32 protein-coding genes are annotated in these 22,492 nt (G+C 38.0%); all 32 read right to left on the reverse strand.

What is annotated here, in order from left to right; genetic code table 11:
* Positions 1-60: 60 nt before the first annotated feature.
* A complete protein-coding gene (locus AAFN87_RS07905; RefSeq protein WP_347790497.1) occupies positions 61-198 on the reverse strand; it encodes an XkdX family protein in 138 nt (45 codons plus the stop codon).
* Positions 198-413, reverse strand: coding sequence for an XkdW family protein (locus AAFN87_RS07910; protein WP_347790498.1), 216 nt, complete (start codon positions 411-413; stop codon positions 198-200). The genes AAFN87_RS07905 and AAFN87_RS07910 overlap by 1 nt, the downstream gene beginning before the upstream one ends.
* A complete protein-coding gene (locus AAFN87_RS07915) occupies positions 413-2,326 on the reverse strand; it encodes a hypothetical protein (protein WP_347790499.1) in 1,914 nt (637 codons plus the stop codon). The genes AAFN87_RS07910 and AAFN87_RS07915 overlap by 1 nt, the downstream gene beginning before the upstream one ends.
* Positions 2,327-2,926, reverse strand: a complete 600-nt coding sequence (locus AAFN87_RS07920; protein ID WP_347790500.1) for a hypothetical protein — start codon at positions 2,924-2,926, stop codon at positions 2,327-2,329.
* Entirely contained in the window at positions 2,919-3,227 is a 309-nt protein-coding gene (locus tag AAFN87_RS07925) for a hypothetical protein (RefSeq protein WP_347790501.1), read from the reverse strand. Before AAFN87_RS07925 ends, AAFN87_RS07920 begins: the two co-directional genes overlap by 8 nt.
* Positions 3,224-3,892, reverse strand: coding sequence for a hypothetical protein (locus AAFN87_RS07930; RefSeq protein WP_347790502.1), 669 nt, complete (start codon positions 3,890-3,892; stop codon positions 3,224-3,226). Before AAFN87_RS07930 ends, AAFN87_RS07925 begins: the two co-directional genes overlap by 4 nt.
* Entirely contained in the window at positions 3,885-5,060 is a 1,176-nt protein-coding gene (locus AAFN87_RS07935; protein WP_347790503.1) for a baseplate J/gp47 family protein, read from the reverse strand. The genes AAFN87_RS07930 and AAFN87_RS07935 overlap by 8 nt, the downstream gene beginning before the upstream one ends.
* Positions 5,038-5,394 carry a contractile injection system sheath initiator gene (locus AAFN87_RS07940; protein WP_347790504.1) on the reverse strand — a complete coding sequence of 119 codons (357 nt, stop codon included), beginning with the start codon at positions 5,392-5,394 and terminating at the stop codon, positions 5,038-5,040. Before AAFN87_RS07940 ends, AAFN87_RS07935 begins: the two co-directional genes overlap by 23 nt.
* An 11-nt stretch (positions 5,395-5,405) precedes the next feature.
* Complete coding sequence (locus AAFN87_RS07945; protein ID WP_347790505.1) at positions 5,406-5,945, reverse strand: Gp138 family membrane-puncturing spike protein; 540 nt, start codon at positions 5,943-5,945, stop codon at positions 5,406-5,408.
* A complete protein-coding gene (locus AAFN87_RS07950; protein ID WP_347790506.1) occupies positions 5,942-6,781 on the reverse strand; it encodes a phage protein in 840 nt (279 codons plus the stop codon). The genes AAFN87_RS07945 and AAFN87_RS07950 overlap by 4 nt, the downstream gene beginning before the upstream one ends.
* Positions 6,774-7,091, reverse strand: coding sequence for a phage baseplate plug family protein (locus AAFN87_RS07955; protein WP_347790507.1), 318 nt, complete (start codon positions 7,089-7,091; stop codon positions 6,774-6,776). Before AAFN87_RS07955 ends, AAFN87_RS07950 begins: the two co-directional genes overlap by 8 nt.
* A complete protein-coding gene (locus AAFN87_RS07960) occupies positions 7,088-7,603 on the reverse strand; it encodes a phage baseplate protein (protein ID WP_347790508.1) in 516 nt (171 codons plus the stop codon). Before AAFN87_RS07960 ends, AAFN87_RS07955 begins: the two co-directional genes overlap by 4 nt.
* 12 nt (positions 7,604-7,615) lie before the next feature.
* On the reverse strand, positions 7,616-9,736 hold the full coding sequence (locus tag AAFN87_RS07965) for a hypothetical protein (protein WP_347790509.1): 2,121 nt from the start codon (positions 9,734-9,736) through the stop codon (positions 7,616-7,618).
* On the reverse strand, positions 9,733-9,909 hold the full coding sequence (locus AAFN87_RS07970) for a hypothetical protein (RefSeq protein WP_347790510.1): 177 nt from the start codon (positions 9,907-9,909) through the stop codon (positions 9,733-9,735). The genes AAFN87_RS07965 and AAFN87_RS07970 overlap by 4 nt, the downstream gene beginning before the upstream one ends.
* A 7-nt stretch (positions 9,910-9,916) precedes the next feature.
* The gene (locus AAFN87_RS07975; RefSeq protein WP_347790511.1) at positions 9,917-10,183 is read right to left on the reverse strand and encodes a hypothetical protein; all 267 of its coding nucleotides are present in this window, start codon (positions 10,181-10,183) and stop codon (positions 9,917-9,919) included.
* A gap of 3 nt (positions 10,184-10,186) precedes the next feature.
* Complete coding sequence (locus AAFN87_RS07980; RefSeq protein ID WP_347790512.1) at positions 10,187-10,576, reverse strand: phage structural protein; 390 nt, start codon at positions 10,574-10,576, stop codon at positions 10,187-10,189.
* A 14-nt stretch (positions 10,577-10,590) separates the two neighbouring features.
* Positions 10,591-11,601 (reverse strand): DUF3383 family protein, encoded by a 1,011-nt coding sequence (locus AAFN87_RS07985; protein ID WP_347790513.1) that lies wholly within the window; start codon positions 11,599-11,601, stop codon positions 10,591-10,593.
* 4 nt (positions 11,602-11,605) lie between these two features.
* On the reverse strand, positions 11,606-12,091 hold the full coding sequence (locus AAFN87_RS07990) for a phage neck terminator protein (protein ID WP_347790514.1): 486 nt from the start codon (positions 12,089-12,091) through the stop codon (positions 11,606-11,608).
* On the reverse strand, positions 12,088-12,447 hold the full coding sequence (locus AAFN87_RS07995; RefSeq protein ID WP_347790515.1) for a hypothetical protein: 360 nt from the start codon (positions 12,445-12,447) through the stop codon (positions 12,088-12,090). Before AAFN87_RS07995 ends, AAFN87_RS07990 begins: the two co-directional genes overlap by 4 nt.
* Positions 12,447-12,908 (reverse strand): phage virion morphogenesis protein, encoded by a 462-nt coding sequence (locus AAFN87_RS08000; protein ID WP_347790516.1) that lies wholly within the window; start codon positions 12,906-12,908, stop codon positions 12,447-12,449. Before AAFN87_RS08000 ends, AAFN87_RS07995 begins: the two co-directional genes overlap by 1 nt.
* A gap of 1 nt (position 12,909) precedes the next feature.
* Positions 12,910-13,269 carry a DUF4054 domain-containing protein gene (locus tag AAFN87_RS08005; RefSeq protein WP_347790517.1) on the reverse strand — a complete coding sequence of 120 codons (360 nt, stop codon included), beginning with the start codon at positions 13,267-13,269 and terminating at the stop codon, positions 12,910-12,912.
* Between the two features lie 11 nt (positions 13,270-13,280).
* The gene (locus AAFN87_RS08010) at positions 13,281-13,592 is read right to left on the reverse strand and encodes a hypothetical protein (protein ID WP_347790518.1); all 312 of its coding nucleotides are present in this window, start codon (positions 13,590-13,592) and stop codon (positions 13,281-13,283) included.
* A 15-nt stretch (positions 13,593-13,607) separates the two neighbouring features.
* Positions 13,608-14,510, reverse strand: a complete 903-nt coding sequence (locus tag AAFN87_RS08015) for a DUF2184 domain-containing protein (RefSeq protein WP_347790519.1) — start codon at positions 14,508-14,510, stop codon at positions 13,608-13,610.
* A gap of 18 nt (positions 14,511-14,528) precedes the next feature.
* Entirely contained in the window at positions 14,529-14,981 is a 453-nt protein-coding gene (locus AAFN87_RS08020) for a structural cement protein Gp24 (protein WP_347790520.1), read from the reverse strand.
* Positions 14,982-14,994: 13 nt separating this feature from the next.
* Positions 14,995-16,068, reverse strand: a complete 1,074-nt coding sequence (locus tag AAFN87_RS08025; protein ID WP_347790521.1) for a DUF2213 domain-containing protein — start codon at positions 16,066-16,068, stop codon at positions 14,995-14,997.
* Positions 16,069-16,126: 58 nt separating this feature from the next.
* Positions 16,127-16,912, reverse strand: coding sequence for an FRG domain-containing protein (locus AAFN87_RS08030; protein ID WP_347790522.1), 786 nt, complete (start codon positions 16,910-16,912; stop codon positions 16,127-16,129).
* Positions 16,913-16,975: 63 nt separating this feature from the next.
* On the reverse strand, positions 16,976-17,755 hold the full coding sequence (locus AAFN87_RS08035) for a phage head morphogenesis protein (RefSeq protein ID WP_347790523.1): 780 nt from the start codon (positions 17,753-17,755) through the stop codon (positions 16,976-16,978).
* Positions 17,748-19,079, reverse strand: coding sequence for a DUF1073 domain-containing protein (locus tag AAFN87_RS08040; protein ID WP_347790524.1), 1,332 nt, complete (start codon positions 19,077-19,079; stop codon positions 17,748-17,750). The genes AAFN87_RS08035 and AAFN87_RS08040 overlap by 8 nt, the downstream gene beginning before the upstream one ends.
* Positions 19,080-19,087: 8 nt before the next feature.
* Positions 19,088-20,545, reverse strand: a complete 1,458-nt coding sequence (gene terL / locus AAFN87_RS08045; protein ID WP_347790525.1) for a phage terminase large subunit — start codon at positions 20,543-20,545, stop codon at positions 19,088-19,090.
* The gene (locus AAFN87_RS08050) at positions 20,517-21,011 is read right to left on the reverse strand and encodes a terminase small subunit (RefSeq protein WP_347790526.1); all 495 of its coding nucleotides are present in this window, start codon (positions 21,009-21,011) and stop codon (positions 20,517-20,519) included. The genes terL and AAFN87_RS08050 overlap by 29 nt, the downstream gene beginning before the upstream one ends.
* A 62-nt stretch (positions 21,012-21,073) precedes the next feature.
* Positions 21,074-21,754: a hypothetical protein gene (locus AAFN87_RS08055; protein ID WP_347790527.1), complete on the reverse strand. Its 681-nt coding sequence runs from the start codon at positions 21,752-21,754 to the stop codon at positions 21,074-21,076.
* A gap of 134 nt (positions 21,755-21,888) precedes the next feature.
* Positions 21,889-22,473, reverse strand: a complete 585-nt coding sequence (locus AAFN87_RS08060; protein ID WP_347790528.1) for a hypothetical protein — start codon at positions 22,471-22,473, stop codon at positions 21,889-21,891.
* Between the last annotated feature and the right edge of the window lie 19 nt (positions 22,474-22,492).

The raw sequence follows: 22,492 nt of genomic DNA on the forward strand, positions 1-22,492 counted from the left end.
AAGGGAATGATTTCCTCTAATGATATTTGACAATAAAAATAACGCTAGCCTAAGCTGTATTTAAAACTCTTGCTTTGTAATTTCTTTGTACTCATCAGCAGTGATTTCACCATAAGGATTGCTCTCTGTAACAACAGCTAAACGCAATTGTTCAGCTGTTACCCATTTCAAGTTATAAGCCATCTTCCAGAATGCCATTACGCCCCACCACCTTTCATCGCCATTATTTCTATTTTCATTTGTGCCACTTGAGAGCCTAATCCATTAATAATGACATCCTTTTGTATATTGGATAGCTTTTCTTGAGTGAGTTGCATGCCAAGTTCTGCAACTTGTTCTTCTGTTGTGGGTATTGAACCTACTTTTTCGAGTTCGCCCAATTCACCGGTTGGCAACCTCTTTCTTCTTTGCATTACTCAAGCACCCCACTTATTAAATTAATTTTATTGCTTTCTGTTGTGCTGGATCGTGACATCGAAATTTTTAGAATGATATTTTCTTTTGGCTCCAATGTTTCATGATAAAATTCATCTTCTACAATCCCCTGACTTACTGGCGCTGTGTTTGTTGCAACAAGTGGAACAAATAATTCTTGTTCACCTTTTAGAGTCATGGATAGCTCTGTTGATATTTGAAGCCCCTCGTCTCGCTGAATCCACAATAAAACGCCTTTTGCAGTTCCCTTCGGTGGCTCGATTTTATAACGAGCAACAGAATGCAAAATAGGCGTTTTGACTTCGTTCTTATTTAGTTTGATTATTTTTGAAACTTTAAAATTATAACTATCACTAAGCTCAATAACGATTGTATTTAGACCATCTAGTAGCTGGAAAAGAGAGATTTCAAAAGCCCATTTACCTTCAATGATTTCTAATGGAACGCTATTTCCACCGTTGATTTTATATGCAGCTGTTACAGAGTTGCCATCTGGATCACTAGCACCTCCGCTGATTGTAAACTTATCTTTGTTGATAATGCCACCTGGTTGTACTGTATCTACTGTTAAAATTGGTGGACGGTTCGGCACAACGTAAAATGTCCGCTCGGTAATAGTTGATTGGCCACCATCACCGTCCTGCGCCCAAATTTTTAAAGTATGTGGTACACCATCGGTTAGATTGTTGGTAATAGCTACATCGCCATCATATAACTGACCACCCTTAAACTTTAATTGCTTGTTAAACGGTATAGGTGCGTTGCTTAGACCGACTGCTAATACAATTCGTTGTTCCAAATTTACTTGAGCATAAACTGTGACTGATTGATTAGCGTTTACATCTGCTGCGGAGCCAGTCAGATTTAATAAGTCATTTTCATAGAGCGTTACATTATTAGTTGGTACCGAAACAGAAACAGTTGGCGCTGTATTTGTAACGTTTAATGTAAATGACTGTATAGCTGTTGTTTGAGTATCTGAAGCGTTAACTGTAATTGTTGTGCTTCCAATAGCCCTACCTGTAATCGTCAAAGTATTTCCTGAAACACTTGCAGTAGCAACAGATGGGCTACTTGATGAAGCTGTGAAAGATAGAGCGTCACCATCTATATCGCTAAAATAATTTGCGAGGTTTAAAGTAACTGCTGTATCCTTTTTTGTGCTTTGTGTAGGTATCGTTGAGCCTGTTGGACCGGTATTAGAAACGTTCACCGTAAATGTTGTACTAGACGTTGCTTTTCCGTCGTTTGCAGTTACTGTTATAGTCGCTGTACCCTTTGCGATACCTTTAATAGACAAAATACTACCTGACACTGTAACCGTAGCAACCCCTGTATTATTGGACGTTGCGCTGTACGTTAACGTATTACTATCTGCGTCGCTTGCATAGCTTGCTAGGTTAACTGTTTTGTTTACGTTTTTCGTAGTAGACTGTGTAGGTATTGCTTTCCATGTAGGTGCGGTGTTAACCGCTGTTTTACGCACATACCAATAACCGTCCGTGTGTCTGCCATCTACAGGGTACGTACCATCCTCTGCTTGAATATTACTAGAAACTAAAGAACCCCTAGCATAGCTATATATTGATGATTTCAGTTCCAAAGATTCACCGTTATACCAATAGTTTCCCGTTGAGTAAATTAGTCCACCGCTCGTATTAATAGCTTTAGTCGACGAAACCATACAGTATAGGTCAGGAGAAGGTTGACCTATAAGACCAGATATATTGGAAGTTTTAGTAACTGTAAATGCCATTGGGTTGTCTTTATAATTACCGTTTGTAAAACTAACAGTTCCCATGAGGTGGGGAGTAGATTCTTTAGGGCCAGTTACGGCAACGGTTCTATAAAGAGGGGTTGCATTGTATTTATCATAATAATATTTAACCAATTACAGCACCTCCACCAATTCAACATTATAAATCTGCCAATCTCCAACACCCATTTCAGCATTAACCAAATCAATCACAACATTACTACGAGCCACTTTACCGCCCTTTTTGTATGCATTTGTTAGAGCTTGTACAGTGATTGTATCTGCGCCAACTGCTGTAATCATTACATCCTCATTTGATACATCATCGTAAATTGTTACTTGTGTAAATGCTGTAAATCCTTCAACACTAGCAACTTTTAATAATGTAGCGCCAATTTCAATAGCTTCGGTAATGTCCGTTTGGGCTTTGTCTAAAATGATTTTGTTTGTACTGCCATCTAATGTGTCAGCAAATGTTCCGCTGTTACCTGGTACACGTCCGTCAAGTTCCATTTGTACACGCATACGTTCTAATTGACGATACATTTCGATTAAGAATTGATAAGCATTCCATATACCCCACTCAAAATTGTTTGCATACTCTGACATAAAAGGTGTACCGTCTTCGATTACTTCACCAGTTACAGGATCTGTTATGTCATCATGCCATTGCGTGCGGTCATATGGGTTTTGCCTTAAATTAAATGGTATTTCACCATTTATCAAATTACGCATTTACTTTCACTTCCTTCGCTTCGAGCTGCAGAGGAAATGCGATTACATACCCCTGCGCACCTTTTTGGTAGCTCATTGTTTTCACATAAAGTTCTCTGCCATAGCTATCTACTAACGATGCACGTGTAACCAAGCCCTGTTCTGTTGATAGCTTTACGTATTTTCTTAGACCCTGCTTCGTGCTAGTATGATAGATTTCTTTGTCATATACGACACCATCAATCGTCACCTTAGCTTTGGCAACAGTATTGCTTAAAAACTGTTGGACCAAATCAATCATTAAAGGCTGTATTTCATTCAATTTTTAGCACCTCCTGCTCTAAATCGACCACAAATGCGAGTATTGCAAATAAAGCCGTATGCTGCATCCTTAACACTTAATAATTCTTTACCTAGTGCCCCGTGTGTTTGAGCTGTTTTAAAGCGGCCGCAGATTTTATTGCTAAGTTGCCATGTGTAGGTACCGGCATGTAACTGCAAAAAATCATTTATTTCGTTTAAAAAAATGTAAATACCAACACCTGCTGTCTTCATTCGTTTAATGAGTACATCTGGAACTGTTTTCGCTGAAGCTCGAATGTTAAGTAACAATGTTGCTGGCTCAAACTCTTTCCACCCTTCCTCAAATCCAATAAAATCGTGGTCCATGTATGCATCCATAATTTGATTCATTGTGTCAATATCACCCTCGGAAAGATTAAGAATGCACTGTATTTTAATCATTTTGCGATATTCGTCATCATCCCAACCACCACGAGAAATACCTTCGTCTTTTCCTAATCGATCAAGCCCGTAGCCTTCTGCTTGGTCTATATCCCAATATTTTAAAATGGTTTGCTGTATGGCTAGATTTTGGACGCTGGTTTCTGCAATAATCTTAAGAAGCTTATAGTTATTGCTTTCTTCTGCTTGGGTAAATTGATGTGGCATTCGTTCTAATAATGTTTGTAATCGTTTACTAGACAAGGCTCATCACCTCTATCTTGGATTCATCCGTTTCTGCAACTTCCGGAAAAGCGATAATTACATTATTTGGCGTATATGAAACCCCATCTGTCGAAAATTCAACTCGGACATCATCAACACCCTCAATGGATAATACACGCGCCTCTGCTTTAGTGCAGATTACATTTGTACTCATGCCCACACCTTTGTATAGGGTGCCATTGTATGTGCCACCAATATATTTCACTATTTGTTCAACAACTAATTTATCTCCACTTAACGGATACTGGTTGTTCTTTTTAACATGCACCCTTACGTAAACAACAATCGACGTTGCTCTAGTAAAGCCGATTTCATGAGTAATACCACGGTTATCAGTGAAAGAATATACTGTAGATCCGTAAGCTCGAATACCGCCACCTTTTTTGCGGAAAATTGCCATCGCGACATCTTCATCTAAACCACCAAGAACAACCGTTTCTACACTGTTCGGTGGTCTACCATCAGCATCTACAATATTTGTATCATTTTCGATAGCGATAGCAGAACGAACTCCCTCGACTTCATCGAGTACATTTGCCTCGATAGATTCTACACGTCTAGCACCGACTTTTCCCAGGGAATAGTAATAACGGTCCTGTAATTCTGGATCTGTCTCTTCATCTTGCCCATTAAAAAAAGCATCTGAATTCGTTACCAAATTGATGCCACTTTGTGGATTAACAATTATAGAGATGTCACCAGGCTCTACATTACCAATTGCACCATAATCAAGTGCTTCAACTCCTACTCGATAGTTACCTTCTTCGACAGCGTCAATTGTATCTAACGCTTTAAAATAGACGTGGTATGGTGTACGAAATAAATCACCTTGATTTACCTTTGCACCTTTGCTCAAATTTACAATTACTTCACCTTTAGCTTTACGCCAACCTTTTTTAGTAATTACTCGTTTTACATTCGCTTCCAAAGCAGCACCTTCAGATGTATCGACAAATCGAGAATTATATACAGCCTCTAGCTCCTCGTTGTCTTCAGCTCGTTGCTGGGCTTGTAAATAAAGTAATTTCCCAAGAGGTGTACGGTCCGATAAATCTGCATCTTCACCAAATAGTTCACGCGCTTGTTCTTGTAAAATCGGCAAATAATCAGCCACCCTCTTTCGCTTAAAGCCTGCTGGTGTTAACATCGAATTCAACTCCTATCTCGCTACCCGTTAACGTTCGTGCTTTAAATTTTAGTTTCAAACAGCGTTTAATCTTTTCGTACTCGTAATCTACAGACAGGACCTCTGCTACACGTGGCTCCTGATAAGCGCAATCGTGAATGGCTTGCACAAAGGCCCGCCGTTCAATCTTCTTTTTCCAAACATCTTCATGTCGGAAGCCTTGTCGCTCATCAAATAACCATTCTGTTACACGCTGACGAAATAAATGCTTTAAATTTTGAATGAGCTGCTCATCGCCATACACCAACTCATTTAGTACCCAATCTCCATTATCGTTATATTTAAGTGTATGCATATCTCGACCTCCTACACTAAATCAGTGGTCAAATCCTCTCCATTAGCAGTAATAGTTGAGCCGATAAATTCGATGCTATCAGCCTCAACTTTAAATTTTGAGGATTTAATATTAATTTCTCCATCTTCCTTTAAGACAATTTTTGTTTGAAAATCTTTAGTAGCAATCGCTACATCATCTGGATGTTCATTTGTAATGGGAGTTGTAAAATAATTTATTCCACCAATAATCAGTGCATCATCTCTACTAAAAGAACGACTAGCAGCATCACCACCACCGAATAGAATTGGATCAATATCAGTTTGCGAACATACAACAAGCACTTTGTCGCCTTTTTTATAAGGGATTTGAATGACGAATTGCTCTGTTTGATGAAATGCTATCGGAACATCTAAAATAGGAGATGCTTCAGAATCATGTAATGGCAGTACGTCAGCTTTAAATAAATTCATATCCACTTCTAATATTTCGCATATTAAACAAGTGTCTACATTTGCGAATGCTTCGTCTATTTGAGCCGTTATATTCGCTTTTGGTGTACGTCTACTCATGCTGGCACCACCTCGCACTCTGTATAGTAAGTGTTACTCCCATTCCCATCTGACTTATGCTCTCCTTTTGTCACACGAAAAACACCGCTTACTTTACGAGATGTCAATTTAATAATGACATCTGTAGTAATACCGTGGTTTAGCAATACTTTTATTTTATAACCTTTTATTTTTTTCTTATCATTTTTTAATTTCGAGCCTTTTTCGTCTTTAACTTCTTCTTCAATTTCTTCTGGTTCATCAATAAGGCCAGTTTCCTTTGATATATCAAGCCCTAAATTTGTCCCTTTAGCTTGTTCACGCGCAAAAATTGCCCCTTTGTTGACATATAGTTTCGCTTTACAATCCTTAGCGATTTCAGCAACAAGTGCTTTAATTTTGCCGTTTAGTACCTTGCCGGAACGATAGACAAAATCGATAGGTAGATCTATGTCACCGATTTGCAAACCTGCAGCACTTGCTAAATCTTTTAAAATTACAGAAGCCTTAGTGTTACGTGCGTATGTTTTCTTTATTACAGTCTTAGTATAATCATCTGAGGAATCAATACATTTAAATGTCGTGATTTTGTCTAGCCCTTCCCAATTGGTTTCCTTTTTCTTTAACACACCTTCGAAAATCACACCATTTTCATCAATATAACCAGCGTTTAAGATAGCCTTTGTATTAGTGACGATACTGTTAATAGTCGAATCTTTCAGGTTGTATACTTTTATTTCTACAACATCTACTTCTGCATCGTCACCAAAGGGGACAGAGAAAACAATATTTAATGGATCTGTCATTATTGCTCCACCAGTTTTAAAGGTATTAGTACGCATATATAAATTACTCATCTTCATCACCTATATACAAAAAGACCGTTTCATTGAAGTTGTCGTATGTGATACGCGACACCTCTCCTGAACGGTCTTTTGGGATAATTTTAGTTTTGGGTAAATCAATATCAACACTATTACGAAATAACGCGCGATTTAAAATAATTTTCTCACCAATCACAAGCGCCAATCCATTTTTGAATAAATCAACTGTGAAAAAATCATGACTCTCGTTGTAATTAACTTCAAATTCGAATACATCGCCAGCTAACTCCATTTCAAATGAGTAGGGTATTTCATCTTTATATATTTCAATATATTCGTTCATTCTGTAAGCTCCCATCCATTACTTACTACTCTTCTCTGTGGCGATCTTGTATTTGTGTATTTTTTGCGCGTTTCATTACTATTCGACTTCTGCGTTTTCTTTGATTGCTGTCTTCCTTTACTTGTTACAGGCTTCGTCTGTTTTTTTAACTTTACCGGCACATATTTAGCAACTTTTGCTGTTTGTATTTGTTTTAAAGTTAAAGAAAAAGCGAAACCATTTTTAATATTAGCGGCATAATCACGACCGAAATTTGTAATAACAACATGTTTCAGTTCGGTCATATAATCATAATTAATGACTATCCCTTTTTCTCGATATTCACGTAGCTTCAAAACCTTTTCTTCAGTATTATCTAAAATGACACCATTTAAAGTAATGGTGATAGGGTCAGATTTCACATGATCTGTAACCTGTTCGCCATCCTCAAGCGCGTGGTCTGTCGTTGTTGAACTTTCGGACATATTAACATCTGTAATAACATCGATAAGAACATCCTTAATATATGGCATCCCTACCACCTCCTAAATAGTTTGCAAATCGTCATCTAAAATATCACTTAAAGCTTCTTTTACTGCTCGCTTAATATCTTGCGCTTTATCTGATGCAGCTTGAATTGTGATACTAATAGTGTAATGATTTGTTGTTGAAGTAGAGCTACTTTCAGGATTAGCAGTTTGAACAGCTACAGACGATTGGCTTTGAGGTAGATTTACTTCTGGCTTACCTCCATTGGATTGTCGAAGAATACCTGCTCTTCGTAAAGCATTAGACTGTCCTGCTGTTAATACTGCTTCATTCTTATGCAGTTCAGCCATGTAACCATCAAATGGTACATTTTCGAGCCCCGTAGCATGTGAACCATCGGCGTTGCTAATTCCAGTCGAACCTTGAGAAGGAGGTGCTTCAGCTTGACCCCAATCAACTTTCGCTACAATTGGAATATTAACGCCCGGTATTTTATTGATTACACCAATCATTTCGTTGATAAGACCAATAACACTGTTAATGGACTCTGCAGCAGAACGCTGAATAGCACTCCAAACATTTCCCCACACAGATTTCGTGTTATCCCAATTCTTCGATAAATCAACAGCTGCACCGATTAGAATGCCAATTGGACCAAATATAATTCGCATTGCACCTTCTAACCCGCCTATAGCGCCCCACAATTCATTGGTTTTAGCCGTAACAGTATCCCAGTTTTGATACAACATTACGCCACCAGCTACAAGTAAACCAATTGCGGTAACAACTATTCCAATGGGGTTTGCTCGTAATGCAGCATTAAAACCCTGTGTAGCAATAGTTGAAACTATAGCACTTCCTTTATACAAATCCATTGCAGTTCTAACAGTATTAATAACCTTTAATGTTACAAAGCTAGCAGCTAAACCTGTTACAACTGATATCATTAGAGATTTATTTTCGATTGCCCAATTTAATCCCTCTTTAAATCCACCCCAGGCTGTTTCTGCAATTCCTACACCTTTAACAAAAGTAGTTCGTAACATATCAGAAACATCAGCTATATTATCACTTGTTTCTTTGGATAAACCGAAGTTTTGCCAAATATCCGATACTTCACCAGTATCGTAAACGAGAGACATCACAGTATCTTTTACTGCACCAAAACCCTCTACGGTACGGTCAATTTTCCCAATTAACTTATCAGTATCAAGATTTTCTATCCATTGCGATGCAGATTGCATTGAGCCCACGAATGGTTGAAGTAAAGGACCACCTATTTTAGCTTTTAATTTAGTCCAGGACATCTTAATATTACCTAATTGGTTTTCGAAAGCATCTGATTCACGGGCTGCTTGACCTAATGCACCAGATAATTTATTTCCATCCTCAACCATCGCGAGTAAAGTCAACTGTTTTTCTGCTTCGCTTAATTTTTTAAATGATTTACCATACAGTTCATTTGCTTTCGTATTTCTAGTCGTTTCAGTCGCAGAAATACCTAATGCAGCATCATTTTCGAAGTTACCTTTTAAAAATGACTGTAAGTTATCAGCGACATTTTCGATAGAACGATCATAGAAAGCAGCGCTATCTGCAGCTGCTAAAGTAGCACGTTCAGTTAAAGAGAGTGCTGCCGCTGTATCTACACCTGTTGTTTTCGCGAATGCAGCTATTTGAGTAAAACTTCCCTTTAATCGTTCTGGTATTATACCCGTTTCCTTAGCAATTGCATTTAAATTTGTAGTAGCCGAATCATTTAAGTTGTCGAATACTTGGTCAAATTGGGCTTGCATCGCTTGAAACCCAGCTGCTTCTTCAATTGCACTTAAGCCGAAATCTTTAATTTTATGAGCAGCGAATACGCCACCGATAAAGCCAACCATTCTTTTCGCTTTACTTTTTAATCCGTCAAGGCTGTCACCGATTCGTTTAACTTCTTTTTGTAAATTTTCAGCACCATCATCTGCATTTTTCATGCCGATACCAATTTCTTTACCCGCTTTAATACCGGCATTACCCATCTTGCCGATGCTTTTTTGGGTAAGATCCACTTCATTCCCCATGCCAATAATGGCACGTTCGGCTTCGTCCATCTTTTTATCGATTTTATCGATAGCTTTCGAAGCTTCGTCTTGAAAGTAAATACCAACAAACATATCGCGCATACTACTCACTTAATCACCCCTATCTTTTTAAGGGCATACAAAGCTTTCATAATTGAATCGTTATCCCATGAACGTACAGTATCTGGATCTAAACTATAATGATGCGCGACAACATAAGGTGTTAGATCTTTATCTACCTCAGAACGAAGTGGAGCAGGAATGCTTTGCACCCCTGTCCTCATGTATTTTTTATACTCTTGTTCGAAGAAAGGTGAAGGCAGCGTTTGTTACTTCTTCAAGCTCGCCCCAATTATCAAAATCATCCATTGTTAAGCCTTGTGGATCTACTACTACATGTTCAAGCATTAATGGCATCATTTTAGCGTTTAACACTTTACCGTTAAAATCTGTGCCTTTATCAATAATCTCCGCTTGTATACTGTTTGCGACATTTTGGAATGTGTATTTGTTTCCTTCTTTTGATTCAAAAGGTTTTTGTTTAGGTGTAAATGCCATTGTTTAGTCCTCCTTATATTTAGCAACTAGAATTGGAATTTCAACGCCTGATTCTTCCTCGGCACGAGTAAATGCAGGCCATTTTTGAATACGACAGTTTTCACCTGTCACACGTACATTGTTTTCTGTGTCATGAATAAGCACATTAAAAGGCTCTCTACTTTTGTAAAGAGCCTTTAATACAGGAATAGAGCTAGATGACGGTTTTAACGTCAATGTAACTAACCCAGTATCGTTATTCGATTCGTTATATGTGACATCGCCACCTGCCCCGACAGTTTGAGTCCACTTGTCTTCATTCGATTCAGATTGGATTGCATCTCCATCTGCAAAGCCTGTCATAATTGCATTATTTACAATTACTTGCGTATTTTTAAAATTGTGTACTCCCATACTTTTTTCCCTCCTTAAACAGTTAATACACCTGATATTTCAACGTTTTCAACCGCACCCGCAATTACAGCACGGAATTTAATGCCTCGTAAAATTCGGTTTGCTCGGTCGTTTTTCGGAATGTCTTTTCGACGTGGGAATTCGATATAATAATCTGGCTCCTCGTTTTCGTCATCAGCAATGATCCCTTGACTATAAGCTGATTTAAATCTTGTATCAGCTACCGCTACTATTTGTGCAATACCAGGGTCTGTATATGGTGTTTTCTTTACAGTAGCTAGATGCTGGAATACATCTTCTCGCAATCTTGCACGCAAGAAATAGTCCGCTTGAATCACGTCAATGTAATCACCACCGCAACCTTTACCTGTTAAATTCACAATAAGCCCCATTTCATTAACTGCTGTTGTCGCATTTGCTTCTTTAACAGCGTTAATTTCAGCATTCGAAAGACGAGCAGCACCCACGCCGTTAATTTGTTTATGAGCAAAATCGTAGGACCCTATTTCTTGTGGTGCTCCGTAAGCAAGTAACCCTTCAGCGTGGAACGCCTCTAAATCATCATGTACAGAAAAATAAGTATTCTCATACATCCCCTTCAATTCTTGTACCAGAGCAACATTTGGTGTAGTAACCCCGTAAATTTTTTCTTGTGATGACATCCACTCAGCAAGTGCTTTAATCTCGATATCCCCGTTTTCTACACAAGTTAAATAGAACCAATCGTTATTAGTCACTACTGTATTGTTTAACGTTGATACAAGAGCAACTACATCATCTGTACCAGAAATATAAGAGATACCTACACAAGCAATTTCTGATACTTTCGGTGACTGTCCAAATAGTCGATTTGCCAATTTGTATTCACGAGTTGTTGCTGGGAAGTCCTTTGCTACATCTGTGAGCTCCCTATAAACTGTATAAGGTAGCTCTTTATTTGTAGCGAGCATTAAAATTGTGCCGAAACCCTTTTGACTGACAGGTTTTGTCTCGCGCGTAATGTCCACTTCTACAAAACGTGACATTCCATCACTCCTTTTCTATTTCTACATTAATTTCCACTTTATCGAAGTAGTCAATTTCATATTGATCACTATCGTTATAGCGAATAATCACATCAAAACCCCATTTTTCATCGTAAGAATCAATTAAAAAAGTTGTACGATTTTTCACTTCTGAAACAGGTATGATAGCAACATTTAATTCATCTAAAAACAAAGAACCTCGCCATTCAAACCACTTACGAAGCTGTTTAGCTTGCTCACAAGCGTTATCATGCGAAGTCCCATATACATTAAATGAAATTGTGGCATTACGTTCTTGTGAGCGTTGTTCAATCAGAGCATCCGTTTGGTCGATATGCTCAACATTTTCACGACCAGCGCCTTTTTTGTCACTAATAACCTTATACGTAGCATAAGGTAAATCTGGTAACTCCCCTGTTTGATCAGCGCGAATGACCGTTAACCTTTCATCAGTTGCAATTTTAGTTCGTATAGCTTTAATAAGGTTCATTTTCCTCTGTACCTCGCTAAATAAATATTAACGTCAGTGTAATCGGATAAATCTTTAAAGTCCTGTATCGTGTAAGAGAAATCTTTGTACGTGATTATGGTACCGGTGGGTAATGACTCAGTAGTTAACAATTTTTTATCTTTCAATGAGTACACGCCATTTTCTGCATACGTCAAGGATTCCCCGACACTTTTAGAACCGACTGCAAGTGGTAAAATAACACCAATGCACCCTTTATCACCTTTTGTACCTTCCAACCATTCACCATCAACATAAGCTCCTTCTTTGCTCAAATGAGCTATAAATGGTACACCTTGTTCGTCGATAACAGGTTTAAATATCATCAATTCAGGCATTACACAGACACCACCTTGTAAGTGATTCGTTTACGTAGTCCGCCAGTGTCAATTAATGGGCTACTAGAGCCTTTTTGCGCAATTGTTGACGGTGCATTTGGTGGGTCGTCTAGGTCTTTGATTTTCTTTTGGATATCACTGACCATTTTTGTCCCTAACAGCTCTAATAATTGACGAGCATCCATTTGGCCATCTACTAAACTCGGGATGCGTTTACGAACGAATTCTAACCATACACTTTGCTTTTCATCGAATGTAGAACGTAAAAACGAGCGCTCTGGTATCACGATACTACCCTTTTCTTTTCGGATAGTTATACCGTACTCATGCACACCTGCAATCATTGCGTAAAAAGCGTCGTCACTACCGAATACGCCAACTTCTACAGCAAGATGGCTTAAAGCTTTAACATTAGATCTTATTTGCTTCATACGACTAACATTTCTAATTTTCACACCCATATCACATCACCAACAAATTAATGGATTTTTTTGATGCAAATTTCTCTTCTAATTCATCTAGTATTCGTTGATATTCTTGACCGTATTTTGTTGCCAGTAAACCAATCTTATTATTTGGATCACTGTACTCACGTTCAATAACATCTAATTTTTCTCGAATAACTGTCTGGTCCTTAGTAATGCTTAAAGTGGCTAAATGAGCAGCTAAATAGCGCGTTAATCTTTCGTGATAGGTTTCTGGTACAGACAAAGAGGACACTTCAAGCGAAGCATCCTCAATGTACATTGTTAATCGTTCATCCGAAATAGGTGTAAATTCATCGCTAAGCATTCTAATACGCTCAATTGACGTTAATAACATGTGAATCCCTCCTATTTTGCGGGATTAGCCAACTCTTCAATGCGTTTATCGATTGCTTCAAGTACTGATTTACGCTCTTCGCCTTCTTTCAGCTTTTCAAGCATATCAATATCAAAAGCATCGTTGATCATAGCTATTAAATCTTTAGCGTTCAGTGGTTTTTCTTCTTTTTCATACTCAAATTCACCTTGCTTATCAAGGTGCGCCATTAATGGATGGGCTAGAAATTTTTCAAATTCTGCACCATCCACATCATTTGTACCTGGATTTAGAGTTAATTCATTAGCTGTATATGAGTGATTACCTTTGTTTTGTACTAGCATCGATTAGCCCCTCCCTTAAATGCCATCCACACGGCAAATAGCCATTGGATAACGAATTATTAAACCAGTTGTACGCTCTTCAAAAGGTACTTTCGTGTTTGGGAAAGCGTACTCTTGTGGATGTCGTGTCACATCCATTGGAATACCAAGTTCTACTACAGATGGCGAAGAATCAAGGACAACGAAGCATTCTGAATTCGCCAAACCTTTTTTAGCAAGGTCGTTCACTGTTTCAATACGTTTAAACCAGTTTTGAGATTTAATGTACTCCAATACTGATTGCTGCGTGAACTCGTTAAATGTTTTTTCAAGCTCCTCAAACGAGTCAGGCGTTAATAATAACGTATCAGCTTCATGGCCATTCAATTTATTGATCATATTTTTTGCTTTACGAATGTCAGCAACAATTTCTTTACCTGTTTTGTCTTTCCACTTTGTTGATGAACCAGCCTCGTTATTCGGCGTAGCATACACTTGAATACCAACTGCATCAGTTAAACCTTTTATTACATGTGTTTTATCACCAGAAAAGGCAATCTGATTTTCTTTTTCTGCAATGGCTCTACGCACTGTATCAGCTTTCGTCACATCGATAGGACGTCCTGCCATTTGTGCCTCACGTACTTCTTGCACGGTAATATTGAAAGCAGCCGCGATAGAGTAAATCTTCACTGTTTCTTCAGTTAAATCAGCATCTACTAAAGGAACATCCGTTGCACCAGGTGCTAAGATTTTAGCAACACCAGAACGAGTTAATACATCGTAACTGTAAGTTTTTGCACCTACAGGAATATCAGTTTTTAATGAGAAAATTGAACGTGCTTTTAATTCTGAAGCATGTGGTTCGTAAACTCGTTTGTCGATTGCGTTTAAGTCTTGCGGACGGATTAAAGCGTCCCCTCGGTATTGTGTTGGCATATAAGTTTCCTCCCTTTATTAAGGTAAATTGATTTCAATTTCAACTAATTGATTAGCTGTAGAATTCGCTTTAAAGACAGCATTACCTACGTCTACAGCGCCTGCACCGGTTGCAACAAACTTTTGCGTTGTTGGGTCCACTTTAACAGGTTGGCCGTTAATCACATCGCCACCCGCAACAACAAAAATACGCCCACGTTTTACAATTGCAGCAGGTTCACCCACTGGATAGTTTTGGTCGTCTTTCTTTTCCACCCAATCATGAATGTTTTGTGCTAAAGCGATTCCTATAACCGTACCACTTGTAGCAATAGGTTTAATTGCAGTACCAGTCGCATTTAATTGAACAGCAGCTCCAAATGGTACCGTTGCTTCTACAGCGTATGTGTCAGCTACATAGTCTTGATAATTTGCTAATTGACCTGCCTTTCCTGCAGGGCTCATGTAATCTGGATAATTTGTAATAGGCATTTGTTTGCCCTCCTTATGAACGCATATTTAAGCGTTTATTTTTCATTTCATCTAAATCTTTGTCCGCACCAACATCACCTGTGTATGCACTATTGGCACCAGTACTAGAAAAACCTGTTGATTGCACTTGCTCAACAGTTGCATCAAAAAAGGCGTTGATATAATCGTCTGATTTACCATCGCCTTTAAAGTCCTGTTTAGTTGTAGAAATTACTGCCTCTTTGATTTCACGTTCCGATTTACCTGCGAAATCATATGAATCACCTAATAGTGGTTTAGTTGTAGCAATTAGCTGTACACGAGCTTCTACTTGTTTACCTAATTCATCGGCCGATACTTGCTTTGCCTTTTCGTCTGCAAGGTCTTTCTCGGTCTTTTCAAGTTTTGCCTCAAGTGCATCATAACGACCTTGTAATGCATCAACTTGTGCTGTTTTTACAGCTGCAGCATCTACTTGCGCTTGTAATTTCTCGATGTGCGCTTTGACCACCGAATCTACCTCAAAATCTTTTCCGTCAATTTTATATACTGGCATTGTATGCCCTCCTTTATTTTCAATTTGCCATGCATCCGAATCAGAACGAATAGCAACTTCTGGACCTGCACGCCCTTGATCAACAATAGCAATGTGGTTAATTTCGATGTTACGTTGTACGTATTCATACTGTTGACCGTTGTATGTGCCACTTTCTGCTAATACATCAGACATAAAGCCAATACTAATTTCACGTTTACCATCGTAAATTTTTTCAATAAGCCCCTTGTCCGTTATAGTAAGTGATACATACAGCTTTAAATCTTCTACTCGCGCATCATTATGACTCAATCCCTTTGAATAAGTATTGTAATTATCAATTGTTACCGGCTCATTAGGGTGTTCGTCAGTTACAGGTTTAGCACATGCCGAGCGAATAGTACGGTCGCTAAAGATTTCATCAGGTAGTTTCGCCTCCATCTGAACAGTTCCATCTTGCCTTTGATATGGAAAAACACCAGGACGAGTAATCGGCACATTGACCGTTAAATACCCTTCTGATGTTTCTCTGTAATCCTTGATATAAGATGTGTCGTAGCGTTGTAGTTTCAAGTAATCACCTCCTTTCTAAATAAAAAAGACCGAGAATTCGGTCTTAACAATCAACTGCTTACCACCTATATGTTTCACGTGGATTTTCTCTGAAACTATTCGCAGAAGAAAATCCATCTAAATCAGGAAAAAGCGTTTCTTTTCTTAAATCAAATGTATCAATTAAAACTTGCCTAGATACTTTTTTCAATTCTGGAGAAATAGCAATAAAAATATTTTGACCTTCAAGTGGTATTTTCAAACTTCCCATATCACTTTGAGAAATATCGCTATACAAAAATACACCATGTTGAGCAGCTATCCTTTTTGATACTACAGGTGGTTCAATAAGCATAGGATGACTATATGAATAATTTTTTATCGCCGATGAATAATCTTTGAGATTATCATCTAATACATCTTCCATACCACCTATATAATTAGTATCTATACCAACTAGTAATCCATAATCTTCAGTCACATTGTTTACACAAAACCATAAGGCAACCAAGCTATTTTTCGAGAAATCTACCAGTCTAGTTGCAGCCCCATGATGTTGTAATCTAGCAAGGAGTTCCATATCACTAAGTAAAATGCCATTATCTATTCCGTATCCTTTGTGACGGGCTCTTCTAAGTAATGACTTCTCATAATGAACTATATCCCTTTCCCTAATACTTAATTTCGTAAATAAAAATCTTCGATAAGCACCACTGTCAATTCTCCAACTAATATCCGATTGACCTCTCCATAATTTAACAGAAAAATCTTTATTATTACTTTTTCCAATAATCAACTCAAATAGTTCAAAAATATTCTCTGGTTCGTTTATTGTTCCATATAAACTACTTTCATACAATTTCATATATACCCTCCTCTATTCCAAGGGATATTTTAACATATAATAAATGTATGTTTAATTACTTATTTACTCATCCTCAAACATAGGCAACGCTACACACCTGCAACGGTAATCTTCCCCAGGCAATACAACACGACCATTTATAGTCGGTAGACCATCATACGAAAATACTTTTCCATCCAGTTCCCTATGCGAATCACGTACTCGCTCATCGCCGGATGTGTCCCAAGTAAATTTTTCAATTCCAAGTCGCTGATGTCTCTCTGCGGTCATCTGCCCGAGAATCGAACCAGCTTGATCTACAGCAAGAAATTGCGCACGACCTTCTGAAATATCCGTCTGCTCCATGATTGCTTTACGAATAGCCTTTGTTGATGCGCCATTTTTAACGCCATCACGCACCGCTTGATCAATGCGCTCGTACATCTCAATTTCAATATTTTTGATGTAGCCGACATTGTTCTTAATATGCTGTTGCATAAAATCCTTTAACCATGGTTCCGTAGCTACAAGGTTAATGCCCTTCACCTTCATTTGTTGCTCTAGATTGTGACGATTCACTCGATTAACATTCTTTACAAACTGGTCAGCTGCACGTTCTTTTTTAGAAGAAGAAAAAGTATCGTTAGCTTTCTTCTTTAACGATTGAAACATCTTCTTTAATCCATCAAAAATGCTGTCATTAGTAAAAGTAACCGCATCACCATGCATTATTTCATTTGCTACGTGTTTATCGAATAATTTCAACGCCTCTTTACCTACAAGAGCAACCATTTTCACCAATTCACGTTCGTAACTAACCGTGGCCGCTGTCGGAAACTTTGTTTTAGGCACTTGCTTAGCCATTTGAACGCCAACCTTTGTACAAGTTATCCGCTAATTGTTTCAAATCTGCATCGTCACCACTAAATTTTAACGTTTCTTCAAGACCAAACTGTCCAAAACGACTTTCCCGAATCTCATCAGCAGTTAAAACATTGTTATTCATATAAATTTGGTCCGTCTCTGCTACAAGCTTGCGAATTTCGGCATCTGTCTTAGCGTCCACGTTCCATAACGGATTAAACTGTATTTCCCATTCCAAGGATTCTGGATCGATACGACCACCGAGCTCTTTTTCAGCCATTAATAGCATACGGATGAGCTTTTCTAAATGCGGCTTCATCTCGTTTTCTTGGTCCGCCACAATGCGAGAATAATAGTTCATCACATCATACTGCGCTCCAGCAATAGTGCCTGATTCTTGCCCTTTTATAACAGTTTTCGGCATACGTGCTGAACCAGCTAACAAATCCCACACAAAATCAAGTAAGTAATTTATACCACCAACAGATGTGGTTTCTTTTTTCAGTTCCTCACCATCAGCAATCATCGCTAACGCTTCAGTACGGAACATAAAATCCATAATCATGGATAGCTGTTGCTTATCCTGACTATTTAAATTTTCAATATCCTTTGATTTATAGACCTTGAAGGTAAAATCATGAAGGATTTGACCAACCGACCATACAGACGTATCAAAAACTGTCAGAATGTCGTACAACGGCTCTAATAGGGAGCGACCTTGTGCTTCACCCTCGAATCGCCTTGTTTGGCTGTGGAGCAAGCGAGATACATGTACAGATGATTCAATTGTTTGTATCTGTACTCCATGACTGGATGCACGATTGATACGTAATTGCTCTAATTGACCGTATTTAATATCAAAAACATCCTCGTTAATCAGGAATTCATTAACTTTTTGCGAACTGAATGCGTGTAAATAATCAACTGAATACAATTTATCCATCTGTAACTCATCGCTTAATTCAAATTTTGAGCCCTGTGTTACGCCTAAACTAATAAAACCATCTCCACGGAGACGGTCATAAAGGAACATTTCTTTAAATGCTTTCTTTGCGTTTAAATCTGCTAATTTACTCATAATGTCGCGAGCTAGTTTCTCATCTTCCATTCGCAAGGTGAACCAATTTCGAGTCATATCCTCAGCTGGTATATCAATGATGTTTTGAACAATTCGACTGTCACCATACAAATTCGTTATTTCATCGTGCGACAGCTTACGTCCAACACCAGCAACCTGTCTGGTTAGCTTATCTTTATGATTCGCCTTGCCGTTCCCTTGCATGAAGTCCTCGCGCATTTCTTTTGCTCGGTCTAATGATTTCATATTCTCACCTACTTTCCTAATAAGTTTTTGTAGCGATCCAATGGATTGGACTTGCTTGTGTATAGTTGATTTAGAGCTTGTGTTGTCATATCAACTAAATCATCATGTGCTGCATTCGGGAATGAAACAAGCTCCTCGATAACATCCTCTGACCAACTGCATATATTCGGATGGGGTAAAAATACATTGCCTGCCTCAAATAAAGGAGACACCGCATTTGCGCGTGCCTCCTTACCACCATTTGGATTAACGGGAATGATACCGCTGATTTCATCTTTCAGCATCTCGATGATAGCTGTACCGTTCGCTTTATCCTCAATATATTTACTGCGTGCATTGGGCCACTTGTCGGACATAGCTCGTATTGCTTTCATTGTGTCAGCAAAACCCATACGTCTGTGGTCAATGTCCAACAAGAAATACTGCGCTTGCTTACGTGCCCATACACCACCAGCAACAAAATCACTTGCTGACGAATCTTTAAACGTACAGTCCCACGATTGTGCTACCTTATCTAAATGAGTAGGCAATACGACTACATCATCACTTAAGCCCCATTCACGCTTTTGTTCAGCTGTACGCACATAATAACGCACCCATTCGCGCTTGAATATGTTACCGCCTGCTGGGGATGGACGTTGTTGATATAACGAAGCCCATGTACGGGAACCGACCTCGAATTTTTTAGCTTCTGCCCATTGCTCGTTAAAACCAAGTTCAGGACATAGCGCTTCACCAAATGAACGGCCTAATAAATCATCATCGTCCTCTGCGATGGCTGGTAAGCGTAATCGAATCCAATTACGAGGGCTACGAGTAAGCAGGCGACCAATTAAATCATCTTCATTCCAACGTGTCATGATCACTATTAGGCTTGCACCATCATGTAAACGCGTAGAAAGCGTAGCCTCCCATTCATCCCAAATATTATCTCGGATAGTTTGAGAACTTGCTTCCTTCATATTTTTAATAGGGTCATCGATAATCATTAAGTCAGCACCTTGACCAGTAATACTACCTCCGATACCAGTAGCAATCATGCCCCCACGTCTATCTTGTACGCCCCAGTCCTTCATAGCCCCATTCGATTCGGATAACCTTAAGTCAAACAGATTAGAAAACTCATTGAATTTATTGCGATTCAATCGACCGAATTTTGTCGCAAGTCCATCCGAATATGCAGCAGCTATAACACGTTTATCTGGATTTTTAGCCAAATAAAAAGACGGGAACGATTCTGTCACCGTCATGGATTTACCGTGCCTTGGTGGCATTTCAATCAAAACAGATAACTGTTCTCCATCTGCTATACGTTGTAAAACGTCACATATTAATTCTGTATGACGGTAATGTTCGTAATGCCCATGATGTACAAATTCTACATATTCACGGTAATTACGCTTAGCAAGCTCTCTCTGGGCTTCATTCGCTAATGTTTCAAGTTCCTTTTTTGATAGAGTTGGCAATAGCTCTCAACTCCTCATCTGTTAACTTACTCAAATCCATTTTAGTTTCAATTTCTCCGCTATGCTCAATTTCTTGTTTGTCAGTCCATAGAGTAAAACGCTTACCAATGAGTTCTGCAGCTTTAATACGCTCGCCCATTGTGGGAGGCATCTTTTTATCAATCACTTGCTCACCCATACCAATACCTTTTAATGTAGCCGCAGTTGCTTCGCCACGTAGAATCGCTGTAAGTGTTTCGAGTATTTCTTGTTGATCAGCTACCCTTTCAGATTTCAACTCTTCCATGCGTTCATCTATATAAAATTTTACGCTAACATTTGTTAACATTCGACTTCCTGCAGCTCTCGCTGTAGCTCCCTTCTTCACATTCGGATACGCCTTCAAATATGCATCCGTAGCATTTCCTAGTTCGATATAGAAATCAACAAAAGCCTGCTGTTTCACTGTTAATTTACGTTCAATCAATGGCATCACCCCATTATGCTAATTGCTAAATTTATATAAAAGAAAAAGCACCCTTAGGTACTTTATTCGCTAGTATGAAGATTTTTTATAAGTTTTTTAAATGTCTTGTTTATTTTAATTTGCCCACCAGAATAGTTCAAAAATCCTCCAGTAATTTCGGAAATCAATCCTGTATTTTCTAGCCTTTTTACAATAAAATCAATATCATCTTCTTGAATCAAACACTTTTCAATTAATAATTCTCTCCACTTTATTTTCACTGAAAACTGAAGTTCATTTTCATGTTCGGATTTTTCGTACGTATTAAATGCATGATATATTACCGCAAGGGCCTTTATTTCAATTGGTGATAAATCTTTTAGTGAATATAAAAACTCTTCTACCAACCCCAAATCTTCAACATCTCCACGCAAGGCTGACATCAATAATTTTGCATTCATTAACGATTTTTCTCGACTTCTGTTTTGGACTGAAGATTCAATAGCAATATTAAATATGTCATAATTTTCTTCGGATTCTAACCAATTTACCAGAGTTACATCCTTCATTGCATTTATTTCCGAATATAAATCCTGTATAAAAAACTCGATTCTAGCCTGAATAAATTTATTTTCTCTACTTGAAATTTTCTCGCTAATATACGGACCTAACCACGGTATTATTTGAATAACCCCTTTAAATTCTGCAGAGTTCATAAATCGATCTATACGTTTTTCAGGTAATATATTCAATTCCCTTTCCATTTCATTCACTCCTCCATTTTATAATATTTCAAGATAGGAAGTAAAAATCTTCAAAAAAATTACAGTATGATCGATAATCATTTTTCAGAGTAAAACTATAACATCTCTTTTCTAAATCTTTATTTTCCTTTTCATTAACCTAACTCATTTACAATATCTTTTTCGTATTCTTTAAGCATTTCAATAAATTCTTTCAATTTTTTTCTTACTTCAAACTTCTTGATATCGCTTATTAAATTATATGACTTAGCTAATTGCCCCCCCATTAATTCAGATTGTTTTAATTCTGATAAAGCTTGAACAATATCTTTATATTTGTAATACAAATGAATATCTACTTTCATACATTTATCGTAAACATCTATATAATCCTCTAGTAATCTATCAATCTCTTTTGGATAGTCTGGGATAATTGGATGGAACAAAACATTGTTGATTAAATTATGTTTTGTTCTAAGTTCATTTATTAACCTTATTTTTTCCGGTAGAGCTTTGAGCCCTTCAGTATTCTTATCATGCTTAATTGTTAATTTCACTCCTAAAAAGGTAATTCCTCCAGAAATCAAACCACCTAATATCGCTCCAATAAAACCTATTAATACACCTCCATCTATAGCTAATCCCTTAATTAAAAAGATATCTATAAATGCTGTGGCTGCCATAAAGCACAATAATCCTAATATAAAAAAAATTAAAACGTCTTTCCATCTTTCGTTCATTATTCAACCTCCTACTCCA

It is taken from the genome of Solibacillus sp. CAU 1738 (assembly GCF_039888725.1).
Taxonomy (GTDB): domain Bacteria; phylum Bacillota; class Bacilli; order Bacillales_A; family Planococcaceae; genus Metasolibacillus.

Coding starts and splice junctions, on each gene's coding strand:
- AAFN87_RS07905 (WP_347790497.1), bottom strand. CDS start 198: ATGGCATTCTGGAAGATGGCTTATAACTTGAAATGGGTAACAGCTGAA.
- AAFN87_RS07910 (WP_347790498.1), bottom strand. CDS start 413: ATGCAAAGAAGAAAGAGGTTGCCAACCGGTGAATTGGGCGAACTCGAA.
- AAFN87_RS07920 (WP_347790500.1), bottom strand. CDS start 2,926: ATGCGTAATTTGATAAATGGTGAAATACCATTTAATTTAAGGCAAAAC.
- AAFN87_RS07935 (WP_347790503.1), bottom strand. CDS start 5,060: ATGTTAACACCAGCAGGCTTTAAGCGAAAGAGGGTGGCTGATTATTTG.
- AAFN87_RS07940 (WP_347790504.1), bottom strand. CDS start 5,394: ATGCATACACTTAAATATAACGATAATGGAGATTGGGTACTAAATGAG.
- AAFN87_RS07945 (WP_347790505.1), bottom strand. CDS start 5,945: ATGAGTAGACGTACACCAAAAGCGAATATAACGGCTCAAATAGACGAA.
- AAFN87_RS07950 (WP_347790506.1), bottom strand. CDS start 6,781: ATGAGTAATTTATATATGCGTACTAATACCTTTAAAACTGGTGGAGCA.
- AAFN87_RS07955 (WP_347790507.1), bottom strand. CDS start 7,091: ATGAACGAATATATTGAAATATATAAAGATGAAATACCCTACTCATTT.
- AAFN87_RS07960 (WP_347790508.1), bottom strand. CDS start 7,603: ATGCCATATATTAAGGATGTTCTTATCGATGTTATTACAGATGTTAAT.
- AAFN87_RS07970 (WP_347790510.1), bottom strand. CDS start 9,909: ATGAGGACAGGGGTGCAAAGCATTCCTGCTCCACTTCGTTCTGAGGTA.
- AAFN87_RS07975 (WP_347790511.1), bottom strand. CDS start 10,183: ATGGCATTTACACCTAAACAAAAACCTTTTGAATCAAAAGAAGGAAAC.
- AAFN87_RS07980 (WP_347790512.1), bottom strand. CDS start 10,576: ATGGGAGTACACAATTTTAAAAATACGCAAGTAATTGTAAATAATGCA.
- AAFN87_RS07985 (WP_347790513.1), bottom strand. CDS start 11,601: ATGTCACGTTTTGTAGAAGTGGACATTACGCGCGAGACAAAACCTGTC.
- AAFN87_RS07990 (WP_347790514.1), bottom strand. CDS start 12,091: ATGAACCTTATTAAAGCTATACGAACTAAAATTGCAACTGATGAAAGG.
- AAFN87_RS07995 (WP_347790515.1), bottom strand. CDS start 12,447: ATGCCTGAATTGATGATATTTAAACCTGTTATCGACGAACAAGGTGTA.
- AAFN87_RS08000 (WP_347790516.1), bottom strand. CDS start 12,908: ATGGGTGTGAAAATTAGAAATGTTAGTCGTATGAAGCAAATAAGATCT.
- AAFN87_RS08005 (WP_347790517.1), bottom strand. CDS start 13,269: ATGTTATTAACGTCAATTGAGCGTATTAGAATGCTTAGCGATGAATTT.
- AAFN87_RS08010 (WP_347790518.1), bottom strand. CDS start 13,592: ATGCTAGTACAAAACAAAGGTAATCACTCATATACAGCTAATGAATTA.
- AAFN87_RS08015 (WP_347790519.1), bottom strand. CDS start 14,510: ATGCCAACACAATACCGAGGGGACGCTTTAATCCGTCCGCAAGACTTA.
- AAFN87_RS08020 (WP_347790520.1), bottom strand. CDS start 14,981: ATGCCTATTACAAATTATCCAGATTACATGAGCCCTGCAGGAAAGGCA.
- AAFN87_RS08030 (WP_347790522.1), bottom strand. CDS start 16,912: ATGAAATTGTATGAAAGTAGTTTATATGGAACAATAAACGAACCAGAG.
- AAFN87_RS08035 (WP_347790523.1), bottom strand. CDS start 17,755: ATGGCTAAGCAAGTGCCTAAAACAAAGTTTCCGACAGCGGCCACGGTT.
- AAFN87_RS08040 (WP_347790524.1), bottom strand. CDS start 19,079: ATGAAATCATTAGACCGAGCAAAAGAAATGCGCGAGGACTTCATGCAA.
- AAFN87_RS08055 (WP_347790527.1), bottom strand. CDS start 21,754: ATGGAAAGGGAATTGAATATATTACCTGAAAAACGTATAGATCGATTT.
- AAFN87_RS08060 (WP_347790528.1), bottom strand. CDS start 22,473: ATGAACGAAAGATGGAAAGACGTTTTAATTTTTTTTATATTAGGATTA.